General features: G+C 68.7%; 14 protein-coding genes. All 14 read left to right on the top strand.

The genetic code is table 11. The annotated features are described in order from the left end of the window. The first annotated feature begins 3 nt into the window (after positions 1–3). The 14 genes from cydB to Q1K70_RS11300 all read left to right on the top strand — a co-directional run bounded on the left by cydB (position 4) and on the right by Q1K70_RS11300 (position 20,069). On the top strand, positions 4–1,032 hold the full coding sequence (gene cydB, locus Q1K70_RS11365; protein ID WP_300159350.1) for a cytochrome d ubiquinol oxidase subunit II: 1,029 nt from the start codon (positions 4–6) through the stop codon (positions 1,030–1,032). Positions 1,033–1,250: 218 nt separating this feature from the next. Continuing rightward, positions 1,251–1,523, top strand: a complete 273-nt coding sequence (locus Q1K70_RS11360) for a hypothetical protein (RefSeq protein ID WP_300159347.1) — start codon at positions 1,251–1,253, stop codon at positions 1,521–1,523. Positions 1,524–1,537: 14 nt separating this feature from the next. Then, positions 1,538–3,769: a heavy metal translocating P-type ATPase gene (locus Q1K70_RS11355; protein ID WP_300159344.1), complete on the top strand. Its 2,232-nt coding sequence runs from the start codon at positions 1,538–1,540 to the stop codon at positions 3,767–3,769. After that, positions 3,750–4,190, top strand: a complete 441-nt coding sequence (locus Q1K70_RS11350) for an HMA2 domain-containing protein (protein ID WP_300159341.1) — start codon at positions 3,750–3,752, stop codon at positions 4,188–4,190. Before Q1K70_RS11355 ends, Q1K70_RS11350 begins: the two co-directional genes overlap by 20 nt. Before the next feature lie 86 nt (positions 4,191–4,276). After that, complete coding sequence (locus Q1K70_RS11345) at positions 4,277–4,918, top strand: HD-GYP domain-containing protein (RefSeq protein WP_300159502.1); 642 nt, start codon at positions 4,277–4,279, stop codon at positions 4,916–4,918. Positions 4,919–4,965: 47 nt separating this feature from the next. Then, positions 4,966–6,039 carry a GGDEF domain-containing protein gene (locus tag Q1K70_RS11340; RefSeq protein WP_300159338.1) on the top strand — a complete coding sequence of 358 codons (1,074 nt, stop codon included), beginning with the start codon at positions 4,966–4,968 and terminating at the stop codon, positions 6,037–6,039. Between the two features lie 17 nt (positions 6,040–6,056). Continuing rightward, positions 6,057–8,252 (top strand): ferrous iron transport protein B, encoded by a 2,196-nt coding sequence (gene feoB / locus Q1K70_RS11335; RefSeq protein ID WP_300159335.1) that lies wholly within the window; start codon positions 6,057–6,059, stop codon positions 8,250–8,252. Positions 8,253–8,342: 90 nt separating this feature from the next. Then, entirely contained in the window at positions 8,343–9,773 is a 1,431-nt protein-coding gene (locus Q1K70_RS11330) for an outer membrane homotrimeric porin (protein WP_300159332.1), read from the top strand. A 181-nt stretch (positions 9,774–9,954) separates the two neighbouring features. Next, positions 9,955–12,009, top strand: a complete 2,055-nt coding sequence (gene gspD / locus Q1K70_RS11325; protein ID WP_300159329.1) for a type II secretion system secretin GspD — start codon at positions 9,955–9,957, stop codon at positions 12,007–12,009. Beyond that, positions 12,006–13,838, top strand: a complete 1,833-nt coding sequence (gene gspE / locus Q1K70_RS11320) for a type II secretion system ATPase GspE (protein WP_300159326.1) — start codon at positions 12,006–12,008, stop codon at positions 13,836–13,838. The genes gspD and gspE overlap by 4 nt, the downstream gene beginning before the upstream one ends. Positions 13,839–14,017: 179 nt before the next feature. After that, positions 14,018–14,611: a TetR/AcrR family transcriptional regulator gene (locus tag Q1K70_RS11315; RefSeq protein WP_300159323.1), complete on the top strand. Its 594-nt coding sequence runs from the start codon at positions 14,018–14,020 to the stop codon at positions 14,609–14,611. Beyond that, positions 14,595–15,596: a sialate O-acetylesterase gene (locus Q1K70_RS11310; protein WP_300159320.1), complete on the top strand. Its 1,002-nt coding sequence runs from the start codon at positions 14,595–14,597 to the stop codon at positions 15,594–15,596. The genes Q1K70_RS11315 and Q1K70_RS11310 overlap by 17 nt, the downstream gene beginning before the upstream one ends. A gap of 64 nt (positions 15,597–15,660) precedes the next feature. Continuing rightward, a complete protein-coding gene (locus Q1K70_RS11305) occupies positions 15,661–16,917 on the top strand; it encodes an efflux RND transporter periplasmic adaptor subunit (protein WP_300159317.1) in 1,257 nt (418 codons plus the stop codon). After that, entirely contained in the window at positions 16,914–20,069 is a 3,156-nt protein-coding gene (locus tag Q1K70_RS11300; RefSeq protein WP_300159315.1) for a multidrug efflux RND transporter permease subunit, read from the top strand. The genes Q1K70_RS11305 and Q1K70_RS11300 overlap by 4 nt, the downstream gene beginning before the upstream one ends. Positions 20,070–20,086: the final 17 nt, after the last annotated feature.

Raw genomic sequence — 20,086 nt, 5'->3', positions numbered from 1 at the left:
GCCATGGATCTCGGAACCACCTGGTTTATCCTTTGGGGAGTGCTCTGGGCGATCTATTTCGTCCTGGACGGCTTCGACTTCGGCATCGGCATCATCCGCCCGTTCTTCTCCAAAAGCGACGTCGAAACCCGCATCATGTACAACGCCATGGGCCCCTTCTGGGACGGCAACGAAGTGTGGCTCATCACCGCCGGCGGCGTGACCTTCGCCGCTTTCCCCAAGACCTACGCCGTCATGTTCTCGAGCCTGTACACCCCGCTCATGCTCCTGCTCTTCGCCCTGATCCTGCGCGGCGTCACCCTGGAGTTCCGCTCCAAGGTGGACAGCGAGGGCTGGCGCAAGCTGTGGGACGCCTGCAACTTCCTGGGCAGCTTCCTGCCGGCGCTGCTTCTGGGCGTGGCCTTCGCCAACATCTTCAAGGGCGTGCCCATCGACGGCAACGGCATCCTCCAGGGCAACCTGCTCACCCTGCTCAACCCCTACGGTCTGGCCGGGGGACTCCTGTTCGTGGCCCTTTTCGCCCACCACGGCGCGCTGTGGCTGGCGTTCAAGTCCGAAGGCGATATCCGCGCCCGGGCCCTGGGCCTGGCCGGCAAGCTCTGGCCGGTGGTGGCCGTGCTGGTGGTGCTGTTCCTGGTCATGTCCTGGACCATGACGCAACTTTTCACCAACTACCTGGTCAACCCGATCCTGTTCGCCATCCTGCTCGTGCCCGTGATCGGACTGATCCTGACCTACACGTACCGCAAGCAGGGCCGGCCCCTGGCCTCCTGGGTCGGCTCGGCCCTGCTCATCGGCGGGGCGGCGCTCTTCGGCGTGGTCGGCATCTTCCCGGCCCTTCTGCCTTCGAGCCTCAACCCCGCCTATTCCATGACCATCGAAAACTCCTCCTCCACGCCCCTGACCCTTTCCATCATGCTCGGCGTGGCCCTGGTCTTCGTGCCCATCGTCATCATCTACCAGGTCTGGACCCTGCACACTTTCCGCCATCCGGTGACCAAGGAAGACCTGGAATACGAGGAAGCCTACTAGGCAGCCTTCCTTTCGACGCGCCATCCAAGGCCGCCGGCGGGGCAACCCGTCGGCGGCCTTTTTACGCGCAACCGCTTGGCTTTTCGAAAAAATAAGTTTGATATTGACAACGATTATCACAATCGCTAAAAAAGGTCCCGTCGGCTTTGACACAGAACTGTAACTCATGCAGAAAATGTAATGAAACCCTTCAAACCGCCTTACCAGAGAGGAACATCATGAACGAATCCATGAAGAACGGGCTGTTTCTGTTGGCCGGCGTCGCCGTGGGCGCGCTCGGGGCCGTGGCGCTGGGCAAGGGCAAGTTCTCCGTCCGCCCGGCCATGACCGATCTGCTTTCCCACGGCATGGACCTCAAGGAGAAAACCGCCGCCGTGCTCGAGCGCGCCAAGGAGAACATCGACGACCTCATCGCCGAGGCCAAGCACGCCAAGGAGACCCGCGAGGGCAAGGCGGCCGCCGCCGTCGCCCCCGAGGGAGAATCGGCGTAAGCCGCGAGTCCCCCATGACCTGCTGCGCCATCGTCTCCGACGTCCCTGGCCGCCTGCGCCTGCGCTACGCCTCGGCCGCCGCCTTCGCGGCCGGGGCTTCGCCCCTGGCCGCGGCCCTGTCCGCCCTGCCCGGGGTCGCCGCCGTGGAAACCAACCCGCGCACCCGGGGCGTCCTGGTCCATTACGCCGTCGGCCCGGCCCGGGTGGCCGTCCTGGCCGTCACCCAGAACGGTTCCTCGCCCTACGCCGGCAAAACGCCGCCGGCGGCATCCGTGCTGCGCGCGGCCAGAAAGGCCCTGGGCGACGCCGGCCGGGCCGTGACCGCGGGACTCGTCCAGGCCCCGGCCGTGCTCGTCCAGGCCCCGGCCGTGCTCGCCCAGGCCCCGGCCGTAAGCGAACCCACGCCGGCGGCGACCCTGCTGCGCGAGGCCGGCATGTTCGTGCTGCGCCGGATCCTGCCCCCGATCTTCCGGCCGATCCTGCTCCTGCGCCGGGTCTTCCCCTTCCTGCGGCGCGGCGCGACGGCCCTGGCCCGGGGCAAGATCAACGTCGAGGTCCTCGACGCCCTGGCCATCGGCGTGTCCATCGCCCGCAAGGACTACCGGGCCGCCACCGGCATCGCTCTGCTGCTGGGCCTCGGCGAGGTGCTCGAACATTCCACCCGCAAGCGGTCCCGCGAGAGCCTGGCCGCGACCCTGACCGCCTCCTTCGACGCCGTCTGGGTGCGCCGCGACGGCGAGGAAAAACGCATTCCCGCCGCCGAGGTCGTGCCCGGCGACCTGGCCGTGGTCGGCATGGGCAGCGCCATCCCGGTGGACGGCGTGGTGGCGGAAGGCGAGGCCATGGTCAACCAGGCCTCCATGACCGGCGAGCCCCTGCCCGCCCACAAGCGGGTGGGACACACGGTCTTCGCCGGCACGGTGGTCGAGGAAGGCTCCCTGGTGATCCGGGTCGAGAAGGCGGCCGGCGAGACGCGCATCCAGAAGATGGTGGCCGTCATCGAGGAATCCGAGAACTACAAGGCCAAGGCCCAGGATTTGGCCGAGCGCTTCGCCGACGCCGTGGTGCCCTGGACGCTCCTTGGCGCGGCGGCGGTCTACGCCGTCACGCGAAACGCCCGCCTCGCCTCGGCCGTGCTGCTGGTGGACTTCTCCTGCGCCATCAAGCTCTCCGCTCCGCTGGCCGTGCTGGCCGCCATGCGCGAGGCCGCCTCGGGCGGCGTGCTGGTCAAGGGCGGCAAGTTCCTGGAGGCCGTGGCCTCGGCCGACGTGTGCGTCTTCGACAAGACCGGCACCCTGACGCAAGCCCGGCCCCGGGTGGCGGCCGTGGAGGCGCTGAACGGCTTCGACCGCCGCTACGTGCTCAAGCTCGCCGCCTGCCTGGAGGAGCACTTCCCCCATCCCGTGGCCCGGGCCGTGGTGCGCCAAGCCGAGGAGGAGGGCGTGGTGCATCACGAATTCCACGCTCATGTCGACTACATCCTGGCCCACGGCCTGTCCTCCCGGGTCGGGCAGGAACGGGTGCGCCTGGGCAGTCGGCATTTCATCGCCGAGGACGAGGGCATCGACGTCGGCGAGGCCGATGCGGCCATCGAGGCGGCGGGATTTTCCGGCCTGTCCACCCTGTACCTGGCCGTGGAGGATCACGTGGCCGGCGTGCTGGCCATCGAAGACCCGCTGGTGCCCGAAGCCCCGGCCGTGCTGCGCGAACTGGCCTCTCGCGGAGTCGAGCGCCTGGTCATGCTGACCGGCGACGCGGCCGGGCCGGCCGCCATGGCCGCCCGCAGGCTCGGCATCACCGACTTCCACGCCCAGGTTCTGCCCCAGGACAAGACCCGCATCGTGCGCGAACTGCGCGGCCAGGGCCACGTGGTGGCCATGGTCGGCGACGGCATCAACGACTCCCCGGCCCTGTCGGCGGCCAACGTCGGCATCGCCCCGCGCCACGGCGCGGACATCGCCCAGGCCGCGGCGGACATCCTCCTGGCCGAGGGCGACCTGTCGAGCCTCGTTCCCCTTCGCGACATCGCCTCGGGGCTCATGGTCCGGCTCAAGTCCAACTTCCGCACCATCTGCTGGGTCAATTCCGTCATCCTCGTGCTGGGGCTGACCGGCCGCTTCACGCCGGGCATCTCCGCCCTGGCCCACAACCTGGCCACCGTGGGCGTGGCCCTGGCCAGCCTGCGCCCCTACCTTCCCCGTCAACTCGAACATGGAGGCTCGTCCCATGATCGCCAGCCGCATTGAAGGCCGCATCCGTTTCCGCCACCCGATCCTCACGGATCCCGAAACCATCCGCGCCGTGGCCGAGCAGGTGGCCGTCCTGCCGGGCATCACCGGAGTGGAGGGCAACCCGCGCACGGGAAGCCTCCTCGTCACCCACGACGCCAGCGTCGCCTCGGACGACCTCGTGGCCATGGCCGAGGCCATGGCCGCCAAGCTGGCCCCGGAGCAGACCGCCCTGCCCGCGTCCAGGCAGGCCCGGCCGGGCCTGCGCAAGGGCCAGCTCAAGCGTCGCACCCAGAAGATCGGCCTGGCCACCTGCATGGCCGGGGCCGTGGCCACGGGCCTGGCCGACACCAAGTCCGCCCACCTGGCCTTCGGCCTGGGCCTGGCCGGCTTCGCCGCCTGGCACCTCTTCATGTTCCGCCGCCGGTTCCTGGCCTGAGGGGGCGATCCGCCTTGCAACAGACTCACGAGACGTTTGTGTTCAAGACTCCCTTTCTCGACGCCGGCTTTCCCGCGTCCGCACCCCTGGCCGCAGCGCACGCGGACCATGAGACCGCCATGGCCCTGGTCCACGAGCTGGCCGCCTCCCTGGGCCGGGCCATCGACGCCAAGGACGCACACACCCAGGCCCATTCCGAGGAGGTGGCCGAGGCGGCCAGGCTGCTGGCCCAGGGCATGGACCTGCCGGAGCGGCTGGTCCGCGTGGTCCACGTGGCCGGACACCTCCACGATATCGGCAAGATCGGCGTGCCCGACGCCGTGCTTTGCAAGCCCGGACGGCTGACGCCCGAGGAATGGGAACGCATCAAGGCCCATCCGGCCATGGGGGGCGACATCCTCGCCCCCCTGTCCTGCCTGACGGAACTGGGCGTCGTGGCCATGGTGCGCGCCCACCACGAGCGTTTCGACGGCCAGGGCTATCCCCTGGGCCTGTCCGGTGAGGCGATTCCGCTCGGCGCACGCATCATCGCCGTGGCCGACAGCCTGTCGGCCATGCTGCAGACCCGGCCCTACCGGCCGGCCATGGATTTCGAGGCGGCCTGCCGCGAGATCGTCGCCTGCTCGGGAAGCCAGTTCGACCCGGCCGTGGTGGCCGCCTTTGCGGCGCAAAAGGGCCGGCTGCGCCGCCTGACCGGCACGTTCCGCAAGGATGCGCCCCGGTCCTGACCGGCCAAGCCGCCGTGGCCATGACGCGAAAGATCAAGGACGGCTTCATGCAAACCGTTTCCGTTGCCGATTCCGTCCCCAACGCCCGGGACGCCCGTGAGGCCGGCGGCGCCTGCGACGCCCGGCAGGCCGCCGAGGCGCGCCGGGCCCGCGCCGGCGGGCGGGCCCGGGGGGGGAGATCGCCTGGCGTCACCGCGCGCATGCGCCTGGTGCTCTTCCTCGTCGTCGCGCTGCCGCCCGGCGCTGCCCTCTATCTCGTGGAAAACGGCCTGGTGGCCTCGCCCGGGCGCATGCTCGGCCTGTGGCTGGCCCTGGCCCTGGCCCTGGTCCTGCCCCTGTCGCGCCTGGCGGCACGGTTCGTGGTCCTTGGCGACATCGCCGCCGTCAACGCCTTCTGCGCCGGCCTGCGCCGGGGGGAATACCACCGCCGCCTGCCCCTGCCGCCCCAGGGCGACGACGAGCACGAAATCCTGCGCTTAAAGCGCGACCTCAACTGGCTGGCCCACGGCGTGGAGACCCGCGAGACGTGGCTGACCGCCCTGCTCGACGAGACCAGGCGGCGCGAGCGCCACTTCGCCGACCTCTCGCGCACCGACGGCCTCACCGGCCTTTTCAACCGCCGCCATTTCGACGCCTCCCTGCCGGACCTGGCCGAAGAGGCCGCCGGGAGCGGCCACCCCCTGTGGCTGGCGCTCCTCGATTGCGACGCCTTCAAGGGCGTAAACGACCGCTTCGGGCACCCGGCCGGGGACGCGGTCCTGGCCGCCATGGGCAGGACGCTCCTCGATTCCACCCGCGAAGGCCTGGACATGCCCTTTCGCCTAGGCGGGGACGAATTCGCCGTGATCCTCACCCGCCTGCCGGCCGAGGCGGCCCTGGCCGTGGCCGAGCGCATTCGCCGCCGCTTCGCCGCCAGCCAGGAATACGGCGCCACGGCCAGCATCGGCCTGGCCCGGCTCGACCCCGGCCGGGACGCCAAGCCCTACGCCGAGGCCCTGACGGCCCGCTGCGACGCGGCCCTGTACCGGGCCAAGGCCGCGGGAGGCGACGCAGTCGTCGCCGACCCAAGCGACGCGCCCCCGCGCGCCGGCGCGCCAAGGCACGCTCCCCAAGGGGCCTGAGAAAAGGACCACCCGCCATGTCACCGACCTTGACCTTCGCCCTGGCCGGCAATCCCAACTGCGGCAAGACCACGCTGTTCAACGCCCTGACCGGCGCGCGCCAGCACGTGGGCAACTACCCCGGCGTCACCGTGGAGAAGCGCGAGGGCCGGATGCAGGCCGTCGGCCGCGACCTGATCCTGGTCGACCTGCCGGGCATGTACTCCCTGACCGCCTACTGCGCCGACGAGCAGGCCGCCCGGGCCTTCCTGGTGGAGGAGAAGCCGAGCTGCGTCATCGACGTGGTGGACGCCGGCACCCTGGAGCGCGGGCTCTACCTCACGGTGCAGCTGCTCGAACTGGGCGCGCCCGTGGTTTTGGCGCTCAACATGATGGACGAGGTGCGCCGCCGGGGCATGACCCTGGACGCGGGCCTGCTCTCGCGCCTGCTCGGCCTGCCCGTGGTCGAGACCGTGGCCCGGGAGGGCCGGGGGACCGACGTGCTGGTGCGCCAGGCCCTGGAATTCGCAAGCGCCCGTCGCGGCCACTGGAAACCGTTGGAGCTTTCCTACGGCCCGGACGTGGACCGGGCCCTTTACGCCATGCAGGCCCGCATCGAGGCGGACCGGTTCCTGGTGGACCGCTTCCCGGCCCGCTGGTTGGCGCTCAAATACCTGGAGGGCGACGAGGACGTCATGGCCCTGGGACGGCGCGCCGGCGAAACGACCGCCTTCCTGGAGGAGGCCGCCGCCGAGCTCGCCCGGCGCGTCCAGGCCACCCAGGGCACCTGTCCCGAGGCCGTCATCTCGGATTTCCGCTACGGCTTCATCGCCTCCCTGCTGCGCCGGGGCGTGATGAAGCGAAACGCCTCCCCGGACCGCATCGCCCTGTCCGACGCCGTAGACCGGGTGCTCACCCATGCCGTGGCCGGCCCGGTGATCATGCTGGCCGTGCTGTTCGGCATGTTCCAGCTGACGTTTCTGGCCGCGCACTATCCCATGGACTGGCTGGAGGCGGGATTCGCCTGGCTCGGCGAATGGGCCGGCACGCTTTTGCCCGAAGGCATGCTGCGCTCGCTGGTCGTTTCCGGGGTCATCGCCGGCGTGGGCGGCGTGCTCGGGTTCGTGCCGCTCATCGGCGTGATGTTCTTCCTGCTCTCCTGCCTGGAGGACCTGGGCTACACGGCGCGCATGGCCTACATGCTCGACCGGGTGTTCCGGGCCTTCGGCCTGCACGGGGCCTCGGTCATGCCTTTCATCATCTCCGGCGGCATCCCGGGCGGCTGCGCCGTGCCCGGAGTCATGGCCGCCAGGACCCTGCGCAGCCCCAAGGAGCGCCTGGCCACCATCCTGAGCGCCCCCTTCATGGCCTGCGGGGCGAAGATCCCGGTCTACCTCCTGCTGACCGCCGCCTTTTTTCCCGAGCATCCCGGGCTGATACTTTTCGTCGTCACCCTGTGTTCCTGGGCCGCCGCCCTGTGCGTGGCCAGGTTGTGGCGCTCCACGGTCATTCCGGGCGCATCCACGCCCTTTCTCATGGAACTGCCGCCCTACCGGCTGCCCACCTTGCGCGGGCTCCTGATCCACACCGGCGAGCGGGCCTGGCAGTACGTGAAAAAGGCCGGCACCGTGATCCTGGCCATCTCCATCGTCATGTGGGCGGCCATGACCTTTCCCGGCCTGCCGGCGGAGCGTCTGGAGGCCTACGACACGCAGCGCCAAGCAGTGGACGAACGGCTCGCCGCCCTGCCTGACGGCGATGCGGCAGCCGCGACGCGGGAAGGCCTGACCCAGGAACGGGAAAACCTGGACAACCGGCAGGCCGAGGAGGCCCTGCGCGGCTCCCTGGCCGGGCAGCTCGGCCAGGCCCTTGAGAGCGTGAGCCGCCTGGCCGGCTTCGACTGGCGCGTCAACATCGCGCTCATCGGGGGACTGGCCGCCAAGGAGGTGGTCGTTTCCACCCTGGGCACGGCCTACGACCTGGGCCAGGCCTCGCCGGACGCGCCCGAGGCCCTGTCCGCGCGCCTGGCCGCCGACCCGGCCTTCGGCCCGGTCACGGCCCTGGCCCTGGTCGCCTTCACCATTCTCTATGCGCCCTGTTTCGTGACCGTGGCCGTCATGGCCCGGGAAACGGACTGGAAATGGGCGGCCTTCGCCGTAACCGCCAACACGGCGCTGGGCTTCGCCGCGGCCGTGGCCGTCTTCCAGATCGGTCGGCTCGTCAGTAACCTGTAACGGAGGAAGGAGGAAATCGACGGAGAAAAATAATGACTTCGTAACACAATCAGCATACACTTTAACCATTCGCAGCAAGGGGGAACGATAATGAGACTAAAAGTCGCTTTCATTGCCATGACGCTTCTGCTGGCCACGGCGCAGGCCGCCCTCGCCGCCACAGAGGTGCGCATGGCCGGCGACGCCCGCGTCTACGGCGTCTTCTTCGCCAACCGCAACTTCACCGGTTGGGACGAGACCGGCACCCAGACCGAGGACCGCATGACCATCTGGCAGCGGCTGCGGCTGCGGACCGACTTCGTAGCCAACGAGAACCTCAAGTTCCGCTTCGGCATGCGCGTGGACGACGAGGCCTGGGGCCACGGCTACCTGACCGCGGCCAACCCCCAAGCGGTCATCGAGCCCTACCTGGCCTACCTGCAGTTCAAGTTCCCGGGCACCGACATCGAGGTCACGGCCGGCTACCAGCCCCTGTCCGTGCCCCACACCGAGGTCTTCTACGACAGCATCGTGCTGGCCGCCGACGACGGCGACCAGTCGAGCGCCGCGCTGCACGTGAACATCCCCGTGGGCGAGAACTTCTCCATCCAGGCCGCCTACGCCCGGCTTCTGGACGCCCACCGGACCTTCCAGTCCACGACCACGCAGGTCGGCGACGCCTTCGACATCTACCAGTTGGCCCTGCCCGTGACCGTGGACGGCTTCTCGGCCACGCCCTGGGGCCTGGTCGGCGTCTACGGCAAGGATTCCGATCCCGAGGGCCTGTTCAACGCCGGCCTGCGTTCGGCCGGCAGCTACCTGAACGTCACCGGCTACCCGTACAAGGACAACCAGAACCCCATGTGGTGGGCGGGCCTAGCCATGACCGTGGAGGCCCTGGACCCGTTCAAGTTCTACGCCGACGCCATCTACGGCGACGCCGCTCCGGGCGACCGTGAGCGCAACCGCCGCCGGGGCTACTTCATCGACGCCGGCATCACCTATTCGGGCCTCGATTGGATGCTGCCCGGCGTCTTCGGCTGGGTGTCCAGCGGCGAGGATTCGAGCCTGTCCAACGGCAGCGAGCGCCTGCCCGTCATCACGCCCAAATGGGGCCCTGGCACCTCGTTCCTGTTCGACGCCGACCAGGAATTCGCCAACAACAACATGGGCGTGGACCCGACCGGCACCTGGGGCCTGGCCGCCAGCCTGCGCGACATCAGTTTCATCGAGGCGCTGAAAAGCCGCCTGACCTTCGCGGCCATCGCCGGCAACAACAGCCCGGCCGGCCTGCGCAAGGCCGTGGCCGCCAGCGGCGGCGTGGGCGAATACGTGTCCATGGGCCGCAACCTGGCCACGGGCGAATGGGTGCTCGGCGTCAACTTCGACCACAGCTACGAAATCACCGAGCAGCTGAGCCTGACGCTCCAGACCGGCTTCGCCTCGCCCCAGGGGCTCAAGACCAGCATCTGGGGACACCGCTTCACCAACCAGGCCGAGAACGCCTACATGGCCTCTCTCGGTCTCCTCTACACCTTCTAGCCGCCTCCGCCCCGCCGGCCGCGAGCCTGGACGCCCCCAAGCCCCCGTGCTAGGGTCGTTCCGGGCTCGCGGCCTTTTCGTCGCCGAGACGGCCGGCCCGGCCCGGCGGCGGGGCCAACGCCCCGGGAAACGCCGGGGGGTCCCGGACCTGCCAGAATTCCACGGAAAACAGGTGCACGCCATGCCCCGTCTCCCGCGACCCCTGGGCAACATCCTTCCCTGCGCGTCGCGTCAGGCCGGCGGCCTTCGCGTGCTCGTCCTCGCCCTCTGGACGCTGTGCCTGGCCTGCCCGGCCGCCTGGGCCGCCCCGGCCCAGCCCGAGGCCCCGGCCGGCGCGGCCGCGCCGGCCGGGGCCAAGTCCATCAGCCTCAACTTCGACGGCGTGGACCTGCGCGCCTTCATCAAATACATCAGCCAGGTCACGGGCAAGAATTTCGTCGTCGACGACGCCGTCAAAGGCAACGTCACCGTGATTTCCCCCGCCCCTCTCACCCTGGAGGAAGTCTACAAGGTCTTCGAGTCCGTGCTCGAGGTCAACGGCTTCACCGCCCTGCCCACGGAGAACTTCGTCAAGGTCGTACCGGCCAAGACCAGCCGCACGCGCAGCATGCCTGTGGTGGACGGCCGCGAGGTGGTGCCTTCGCCCAACGACCATATGATCACCCAGGTCCTCAACCTCAACAACGTCCGCTCGCCCGAGGTGCGCAAGGTCCTGGCCCCCCTGGTCTCTCCGGACGGCCTGCTCGCCGACTACGCCGACACCAACGCGCTGATCATCACCGACTACCGGCCCAACATCCAGCGCATCATCGGCATCGTCAACCAGATCGACGTGGCCTCGGCCAAGGCTTCGCTCTACATGTTCCCCCTCAAGCACGCCTCGGCCGCCAAGCTGGCCCAGAAGATCGAGAAGGTGCTCTCCCAGGAGGCCCGCAAGGAAGGCGGCGGCGCGGCCAAGCTCAACGTCGTGGCCGAGGAGCGCACCAATTCCGTCATCGTCATGGCCGAGCCGCAATACGTGAGCCAGGTCAAGGCGCTGCTGGCCAAGCTCGACGTGCCCAACCAGACCGAGCAGGGCAACCTGCGCGTCTTCAAGCTCCAGCACGCCGACGCCGAGAACCTGAGCAAGGTTCTCAACGAACTCTTCACCAAGGGCGCGACGGCCGCGTCCGGCGACGGCAAGGCCCAAGGCGCGCCGACCATCGCCGGCGGCTTCAACTTCGTGGCCGACAAGGCGACCAACAGCCTGCTCGTCACGGCCGCGCCCGAGGACTTCGGCTTCGTCGAGAGCGTGGTCAAAAAGCTCGACGCCCCGCGCAAGCAGGTCTACGTCGAGGCGCTCATCATGGAAGTGTCCACGGACAAGTCCGTGTCCTTCGGCGTGAACCTGAACGTGGCCAACAAGCAGAAGGCGCTTGGCGACAGCAAGTACGGCGGCCTCGTCTACGGCTCCTCCAACCCGGCCGGCTACGAGTCCCTCTACAACTCTTCCGGGGCCTTCGTGCCCCCGGCCGGCGGCTCCCTGGGGGCCCTGGCCTTTCCGGTCAAAATCGGCGAGGTGGTCTACTCCAACCTGCAGGCCATGGTCAGCGCGGCCAAGTCCGACAACAGCTTCAACATCATCGCCACGCCCCAGCTCATGACGCTCGACAACGAGGAGGCCACCATCACCGTGGCCGAGAACCGCCCCTACCTGACCAGCCAGGACGTGGGCCAGTCCACCACCGACCGCCCCTACCAGCGCTTCGACTACAAGGACGTGGGCACCACGCTCAAGGTCACGCCGCAGATCAACGAGGGCAACGCCATCAAGCTCAAGATCAGGCAGGAGACCAGCCGCATCGACGAGACCGTGACCAAGGAGACGGGCACGCTGCAGCCCACCACCCGCAAGCGCGTCACCGAGACCACGGTCATGTGCCACAATGGCGAGACCATCGTGCTCTCGGGGCTCATCGGCAAAAGCCGCAGCGAAGGCAACAGCAAGGTCCCGGGACTCGGCGACGTGCCCGTGGTGGGCTGGCTCTTCAAGAACAAGTCCGTGGTGGACGACCGCACCAATCTCTACGTCTTCATCACGCCGCGCATCACCTCGCCGGGCCCGGACAGCGACCGGCTCCTGCACGACAAGCAGATGGACATCGAGCGCCAGATCGAATTCGGCGAGGCGGAACTCGTCACGCCCATCCGCAAGGCCCCGGTCTTCTTCGCCGCCGGCGGCGGCAGGCGGCCATGACCGGGACCCCGTCCCCGCGTCCCGAAAACCGCCGTACCACCATGGTCAGGCGTCTGGCCGAGGCCTGTCGCCTGCCGCTTTTCGCCGCGCCCGCCTCGGTGGGCAAGGACGGCCCGACCGCTGCCGAGCGCTGCCTGCCCCGGCGGGCGCTCCTCGAACCCGTGGCCGAGACGTTGGGCATCGGCTGCGACGCCCTGGAGGAAACCTTTCGCGAGGCCGCCCGGCTCGGCCAGAATCCCATCAAGCGCCTGGCCGAGGTGCACAAGGCCGACCCGGAACTGGCCGGCCGGGCCCTGGCCGAGGCGCTGGGCATCCCCTACGCCGCTACGATCGCCCTGACCGAGGCCGACGCCGAGCGCCTGCGCGCCCTGCCTTTCGCCTATCTCAAGCGCAACCTGGTGGCCCCCTTCGGCGAGCCCGGGGCCATGCGCCTAGCCATGGCCGACCCCTTCTGCCCGGAGCTGGCCGACGACGTGAGAAGGCTTCTCGGCGCGGCCGACCTCGCCCCGGTCCTGGCCCCGGCCGAGGCCATCCTGGCCGCCGTCAACCAGGCCTTCGGCGAGGCCGACGCCGCCGGCCAGCCCGTGCTCGACGACGTCAGCCTCGACGACTTCATGGGGCCGCCCCCGGAAAACATGTCCACCGAGGACCTCCTGGACGAGACCAGCGACGCCCCGGTCATCCGCCTCGTGAACCAGCTCCTCACCCAGGCCGTCAAGGACCTGTGCAGCGACATCCACATCGAGCCCTACCAGAATGCGCTCAAGATCCGCTTTCGCCTCGACGGCGTGCTCTACGACATCAAGACCCTGGACAAACGCTGGCATCCGCCGGTGGTCTCCCACGTCAAGATCCGCTCCAAGCTCGACATCGCCGAGCGCCGCCTGCCCCAGGACGGCAGCTTCGACATACGGCTGGGCAACCGCAACGTGGACATCCGCGTCTCGGTCTTCCCCACCAAGTTCGGCGAGCGGCTCGTGCTGCGCCTGCTGGAGAAAAACACCCGTATTTTAAGCCTCGGCGAGCTGGGTCTTTCCCCAGGCAACCTGGACATCGTAAGAAAGCTCGTGGCCCTGCCCCACGGCATCATCCTGGTCACCGGCCCCACGGGCTCGGGCAAGTCCACCACGCTCTACGCCACCATCAACCACATCAATTCCGCGGACAAGAACATCCTCACCATCGAGGACCCGGTGGAATACCAGATCGAGGGCGTGGGGCAGATGCAGGTCAACGCCAGGATCGACCTGACCTTCGCCAACGGCCTGCGCTCCATCCTGCGCCAGGACCCGGACGTGATCCTGGTGGGCGAGATCCGCGACGAGGAGACGGCGCAGATCGCCTGCCAGGCGGCGCTGACCGGGCACTTGGTCTTCTCCACCCTGCATACCAACGACGCCGCCTCGGCCGTCACCCGGATGGTGGACATGGGCATCGAGTCCTACATGGTGGCCTCGGTGGTGCGGGCGCTGATCGCCCAGCGCCTGGTGCGGGTGCTGTGCCCCCGCTGCCGGGAGCCCTATGCCGCCGCCGAAGAGGACCTCCTTCCCCTGGGGCCGGCCGGGGAAGGCCTGGTCGGGCGCACGCTGCACCGGGCCGTGGGCTGCGCTCACTGCATGCACACCGGCTTTCGCGGCCGCACCTCCATCCACGAGGTTCTGGTCGTTGACGAGCCCATGGCCGAGGTCATCCTGCACGGGGCCGAGGCCGGCCGCATCCGCGCCCGGGCCATCGCCGCCGGCATGAGCACCCTGCGCGGCGACGGCATCGCCAAGATCCTGGCCGGGATCACCACCACCGACGAGGTGGTGCGAGCGACAGTGGTTTAGCCGCGGGGCCCTACCCTTTCCTCAATAACCACAACCTATTGCTACACCCGCCCAACACGCCGGCGCGCCCTGGCGCATCTTGACGCCTCCTGCCGAAAGGGCTATCGGCTCGTTTTCCCATCCCCCCGGGTCCGTTTTTCTTCCCTTGACACCACGTAAACAAGTGTTAACTTCCCGCCATGGCCGAACGCTTGGAATCCCCCCTGCGCTGCGAGCAGATCGCCGAAGCCGCGCTCACCATCGTGGTGGAACAAGGCATCGGCGCGGTGACCGTGCGCCGCGTGGCCGAGGCCGTGGGCATCTCGGCGGCGGCGCTCTACCGCCACTACAAGAACAAAGGCGACATCCTGGCCGCCATCCTGGAGGAGCACCACGAGTTCCACATGGCCAACATCCGCCGGGCCCTGGCCGAGGGCCGCAGCCCCTTGGACTCCCTGCGCATCCACTACAGCGGCACGATGAAGCTCGTGGCCCGGTACCGGGCCCTGCCCGTGATCTTCCTGTCCGACGTGGTCTGGTTCGAAGAGCCCCGGCTGCGCGACCTCAAAATGCGTCACCACGCCACCATCACCGACTTTCTCATGGACATGGTGGCCAAAGGGCAGGAGCAGGGGGAAATTCGTCCCGACATCCGCGCCAGGGAACTGGTCAACCACTACATCGGCCTGGTGGCCATGCCGGCCCTGATGTGCGCACGCACGCCGGAAGAAGTGGACATGGACCTTCAGACCGCCGCCAATTGGGAGATGTTCGCCCGTGCCGTCTCTGTCTGATTTTTTTTCCCCGCCAGGTGAACGGGCGTTCACGCGCCATCGCTCCCGCCTGTCCGGGTTTGCCGCCGGCGTGGCCGGACTCACGGTCCTGGTCCTGCTCGCCGCCGACCCGGGGACCGCGGCCCACGACCCGCCCCTGCCCGAGGCCGTGCGGGCCAGATACGCCGCCGTCCTGCCGGTGGCGGGCACCGACGGGGAGCTGGCCGTGTACGAGGGCGACCCGGACGCGCCGGCCGTGGACTGCGCCTCCCTGGCCTCGGGGCGGCTCATGGTCGCCCTGGTCGTCGGCCAGTCCAACGCCTCCAACACGGTGGACCCGGGCTACGACGCGGTCAAGCCCGTGTACGCCTATTACGGCGGCCAGTGCCGCAAGGTGCGCGACGCCGTGCCCGGGGCCACGGGAGACCGGGGCAGCTCCTGGTCGCGCCTGGGCGACCGGATCGTGGCCAGCGGCCTTTACGACGCCGTGCTCTTCGTGGACATCGCCCGGGGCGGCACGTCGCTTCTGCACTGGGGCCGGGGCGGGCAGTTCCGGGGCCTTTTGGAAGGGACCATCGGGGAGCTTTCGGCCCGGGGCCTGACGCCCACCCACGTCCTGTTCCACCAGGGCGAGGCCGACTGCGCCATGGGGCTTTCCCGGGACGAGTACGGCGCGCTCCTTGGCGAACTCCTGGCCGACATCCGCAACCGGGTCGGGCCGAAAACCGACATCCACGTGTCCCGGGCCTCCTTGTACCTGGACCCGGCCTGCGGCGACCGGCGCGACCCCGCCTGCTATCGCTCCTGCCCGGCCATCACCGCCGCCCAGACCGCGGCCGCCGACCCCGAGGGACGGATCTTTCCCGGGCCCAACAGCGACCTGCTCGTGCCCTGGTTCGACCGCAACGACGGTTATCATTTCACCTCCCAGGCGGCCGACCGTTTCGCCGCCGCCTGGATGCCGCTGCTCGCCCGTGGGAACGCTCCGCAGCGGCCCCTGCAATGACCCTTGACGCCATGAAGCAGCCAGGCCTCTCCGATTGTCGGGAGACTGCTGCCCGGAGGATACCATGACCGTTGCTTCTCGCCTTCCCGTTTCGCTCCGTCTGTTCGCCGCCCTGGGGGCGGCGGCCCTGCTGACTCTCAATCTGTCCGGCTGCGCCACGGACAGCTCCGGCCAGGAAACCGCCGCCCAGGCCCCGCCGCCGCCCGAGATCGTGGCCTATGCCGTCCGCCACGCCGACATCCCCCTCGACATGGCCTTCATGGGCCAGACGGCCGGTTCCCGCGAGGTCGAGGTCAGGGCCAGGGTCGGCGGCATCCTGCTGCACCGCAACTATGAGGAAGGCCGGCCCGTGCGTCGGGGCGAGGTCATGTTCGAGATCGACCCCGCGCCCTATCAGGCCACCCTGGAACAGGCCAAGGGAGCCCTCGGCCAGGCCGAGGCCACCCTGGAACAGGCCAAGCGCGACGCCGCCCGCATGGAGACGCTCTACAAGGGCGACGTGGTGGCCAAGAAGGACTTCGACGACGCCAAGACCACCCTGACCTCGGCCACGGCCGCCGTGGACACGGCCCGGGGCAAGGTGCGCGAGGCTTCGCTCAACCTGGAGTGGACCAAGGTCACGGCCCCCATCTCGGGCCTGACCAGCAAGGAGACCCGCTCCGAGGGCAGCCTCGTCACCACCTCCAGCGACGGGAGCCTTCTCACCACCATCAACCGCGTCGATCCGCTCTACGTCAACTTCTCCATGTCCGGCCAGGAGTCCCTGCGGCTGCGCAAGCTGTTGGCCGAGGGCAAGGTGGCCTTCGGCCACGAGGGCGACTTCGTGGTGCGCCTGACCCAGCCCGACGGCAGCGCCTACAAGGAGCCCGGCCGCATCAACTTCACCGACACCCAGGTCGACGCCACGACAGGCGTGGTCAAGGTCCGGGCCGAGTTCAAGAACCCAGACGCGGCCGTGCTGCCCGGCCAGTTCGTGCGCGTGCGCCTGGAAGGGGCCCGCTACAAGGACGTGCTGTCCGTGCCCCAGGGCGCGGTGCTCAACACCCAGCAGGGGGCCATGGTCTGGGCCCTGGACGAGAAGAACCAGGTCGCCCCCCGGCCCGTCGTGCTCGGCGACGCCGTGGGCAACGCCTACCTCATCGAGAAGGGCCTCTCCGACGGCGAGCGCATCGTGGCCGAAGGGGTCATCAAGGTCCGGCCGGGCATGACCGTGCGCGTGCGCGAGGACGCCCCGGCCGCCGCCGCGGCCCAGCCCGACGCCGGCGCTCCCGTCACGAAGAACGCCGACGCCTCCGAGCCGGCCAAGGAGCCCCGTTCATGATTTCACGGTTTTTCCTGGGCCGCCCGGTCTTCTCCATCGTCATCTCGCTGGTCATCGTCCTGGCGGGGCTGGCGGCCATCCGGTCGTTGCCCATCGCCCAGTACCCGGACATCATTCCGCCCGAGGTCAACGTCTCGACCTCCTATCCCGGAGCCAGTCCCGAGGTCATCGCCGAAACCGTGGCCGCGCCGCTGGAGCAGCAGATCAACGGCGTGGACAACATGCTTTTCATGCGCTCCACCAGCTCCGGCGACGGGTCGCTGTCCATCACCGTCACCTTCGCCGTGGGCACCGACCCCGACCAGAACACCATCAACGTCAACAACCGCGTCCAGGCGGCGCTGACCACCCTGCCCTCGGAAGTGCAGCGCCAGGGCGTGGTCGTGCGCAAACGGTCCTCGAACATCCTGCAGATCCCGGTCTTCGAGTCGCCGAACAAGCGCTACGACGCGGTCTACATCAGCAACTACGTGCTGGTGAACGTCATCGACGAGCTCAAACGCCTGCCGGGCGTCGGCGACGCCTCCATCTTCGGGGCCAAGGACTATTCCATGCGCGTGTGGCTGCGGCCGGACAAGCTGGCCCAGCTCAAGCTCACGCCCACCGACGTGGCCACGGCCATCTCCGAGCAGAACGCCCAGTTCGCCGCCGGGCGCATCGGCGCGGAGCCGACCAACCCGGACAAGCCCGTGGCCCTCAACTACATGGTCACCACCAAGGGCCGGCTGGTCACGCCCGAGGAATTCGAGGACATCATCCTCAAGGCCCAGTCCGACGGCTCGGTGCTGCGCCTCAAGGACGTGGCCCGGGTGGAGCTCGGGGCCAAGGACTACAACTCCTTTTCCAAGCTCAACGGCAACCCGTCCGTGGGCGTGGGCATCTACCTCGCCCCGGGAGCCAACGCCCTGGCCACGGCCGACCTCGTCACCAACAAGCTGGCCGAACTGGCCAAGCGCTTCCCAGACGGCCTGGACTACAAGATAGCCCTCGACACCACCACCTTCGTGCGCGTGTCCATCGAAGAGGTCATCCACACCCTGGTCGAGGCCATGATCCTGGTCTTTCTGGTGGTGTTCGTGTTCCTGCAGAACTTCCGGGCCACCCTCATCCCCTGCCTGGCCGTGCCGGTGTCCATCATCGGCACCTTCGCCGGCATGCAGGCGCTCGGGTTCACCATCAACACGCTCACGCTCTTCGGCATGGTGCTGGCCATCGGCATCGTGGTGGACGACGCCATCGTGGTGCTCGAAAACGTCGAGCGCATCATGACCACGGAGAAGCTGCCGCCGAGGCAGGCCACGGCCAAGGCCATGGAAGAGGTCACCGGCCCGGTCATCGCCATCGTGCTGGTCCTTTGCGCCGTGTTCGTGCCCGTGGCCTTCCTGGGGGGGCTCACCGGCCAGATGTACAAGCAGTTCGCAATCACCATTGCCGTGTCCGTGATCATCTCGGGCCTGGTCGCCCTGACCCTGACCCCGGCCCTGTGCGCCGCCCTGCTCAAACCCGGCCACCAGGAGCCCAACCGCTTCTTCCGGGCTTTCAACCGGCTCTTCGACAAGATCACCAACGGTTACGCCGCGGGCGTCGGCTTCCTGCTGCGCCGCAGCGCCCTGGCCGTGGCGCTCTTCGTCGTGCTGCTCGCCGGCACGCTCTTCCTCTTCCGCTCCGTCCCCGGGGGCCTGGTGCCCGACGAGGACGTGGGCTACATCCTCGGCGTCAACATTCTGCCCGACGGCACGGCCCTGACCGCCACCCAGGCCGTGGACGACGCCATGGACGCCATGAACGCCGAAGACCCGGCCAGGCTCTACCAGATCACCATCACGGGCCTGGACATCCTGTCGTCCACCTACCGCTCCAACTACGGCACCATGTTCATCCCCCTCAAACCCTGGGACGAACGCAAAAAGCCGGGCGAAAGCTCCTTCGACATGGTCAAGCGCCTGTTCGGGCGCGGCATGGCCCTGCCCAAGAGCATGACCCTGGCGTTCAACCCGCCGCCCATCTCCGGCATGTCCAACACCGGCGGCTTCGAGGCCTACCTGCAAAACCGCGGCGAAGGCGACGTCCAGGAGCTGGCCGCCATGACGGACAAGCTCCTGGCCGAGGTCCGCAAGAACCCGGCCATGGGCCGGGTGGCCACCACCTTCGGGGCCAATGTGCCCCAGCTGCGGGTGGAGCTCGACCGCCAGAAGGCCAAGGCCCTGGGTGTGGCGGTCAGCGACGTCTTCGCCGCCATGCAGGCCACCTTCGGCGCGTACTACGTCAACGACTTCAACAAGTTCGGCCGCACCTTCCGGGTCCAGATCCAGTCCGAGTCCGACTTCCGCGACCGGCCCGAGGACCTGCGCGACGTGTACGTGCGCTCGAGCAAGGGCGAGATGATTCCGCTCACCGCCCTGGCCACCATCGAAAAGTCCACCGGCCCCGAGGTCATGGAACGCTTCAACGTGTTCCCGGCGGCCAAGATCATGGGGCAGCCCGCCGACGGCCACACCTCCAGCGAGGCCCTGGCCGCCATGGAGCAGGCCGCGGCCAATGTCCTGCCGGCGGACTACACCCTGGCCTGGTCCGGCACGGCCTACCAGGAAAAGGCCGCCCAGGGCTCCTCGGCGCTCATCTTCGGCATGGGCATCGTCATGGTCATCCTGATCCTGGCCGCCCAGTACGAACGCTGGACGTTGCCCTTCGCCGTGGTCATGGCCGTGCCCTTCGCGCTCTTCGGGGCCATCCTGGCCGTGTTCGGCCGGGGGCTCTCCAACGACATCTACTTCCAGATCGCCCTGGTGACCCTCATCGGCCTGGCCGCCAAAAACGCCATCCTCATCGTGGAATTCGCCGTGCTCGAGGTCAAGGCCGGCAAGTCCCTGGCCGACGCGGCCCTGTCCGCGGCCAAGTTGCGTTTTCGGCCCATCGTCATGACCTCCCTGGCCTTCATCCTCGGCTGTCTGCCCCTGGCCATCTCCACCGGCGCGGGCGCCAACAGCCGTCACGCCATCGGCACGGGCGTCATCGGCGGCATGCTCGGAGCGACCATTCTGGCCCCGTTCTTCATTCCGGTGTTCTTCAAGCTCATTATGAGCCTCGGCGCTCTGGTCAAACGCCTGACCGGCGGCAGCCACGGCGAGCATCAAGGAGACACGCACGCGTAGGACATCCCCCTGAAAAT

The organism is Solidesulfovibrio sp., from assembly GCF_029978005.1.
GTDB lineage: Bacteria > Desulfobacterota > Desulfovibrionia > Desulfovibrionales > Desulfovibrionaceae > Solidesulfovibrio.
Note: the sequence above shows the minus strand (reverse complement) of the source record. Positions and strands in the feature narration are given on the sequence as shown.

Coding starts and splice junctions, on each gene's coding strand:
- Q1K70_RS11360 (WP_300159347.1), top strand. CDS start 1,251: ATGAACGAATCCATGAAGAACGGGCTGTTTCTGTTGGCCGGCGTCGCC.
- gspD (WP_300159329.1), top strand. CDS start 9,955: ATGCCCCGTCTCCCGCGACCCCTGGGCAACATCCTTCCCTGCGCGTCG.
- Q1K70_RS11315 (WP_300159323.1), top strand. CDS start 14,018: ATGGCCGAACGCTTGGAATCCCCCCTGCGCTGCGAGCAGATCGCCGAA.
- Q1K70_RS11330 (WP_300159332.1), top strand. CDS start 8,343: ATGAGACTAAAAGTCGCTTTCATTGCCATGACGCTTCTGCTGGCCACG.
- Q1K70_RS11340 (WP_300159338.1), top strand. CDS start 4,966: ATGCAAACCGTTTCCGTTGCCGATTCCGTCCCCAACGCCCGGGACGCC.
- Q1K70_RS11355 (WP_300159344.1), top strand. CDS start 1,538: ATGACCTGCTGCGCCATCGTCTCCGACGTCCCTGGCCGCCTGCGCCTG.
- Q1K70_RS11300 (WP_300159315.1), top strand. CDS start 16,914: ATGATTTCACGGTTTTTCCTGGGCCGCCCGGTCTTCTCCATCGTCATC.
- gspE (WP_300159326.1), top strand. CDS start 12,006: ATGACCGGGACCCCGTCCCCGCGTCCCGAAAACCGCCGTACCACCATG.
- Q1K70_RS11305 (WP_300159317.1), top strand. CDS start 15,661: ATGACCGTTGCTTCTCGCCTTCCCGTTTCGCTCCGTCTGTTCGCCGCC.
- Q1K70_RS11350 (WP_300159341.1), top strand. CDS start 3,750: ATGATCGCCAGCCGCATTGAAGGCCGCATCCGTTTCCGCCACCCGATC.
- cydB (WP_300159350.1), top strand. CDS start 4: ATGGATCTCGGAACCACCTGGTTTATCCTTTGGGGAGTGCTCTGGGCG.
- feoB (WP_300159335.1), top strand. CDS start 6,057: ATGTCACCGACCTTGACCTTCGCCCTGGCCGGCAATCCCAACTGCGGC.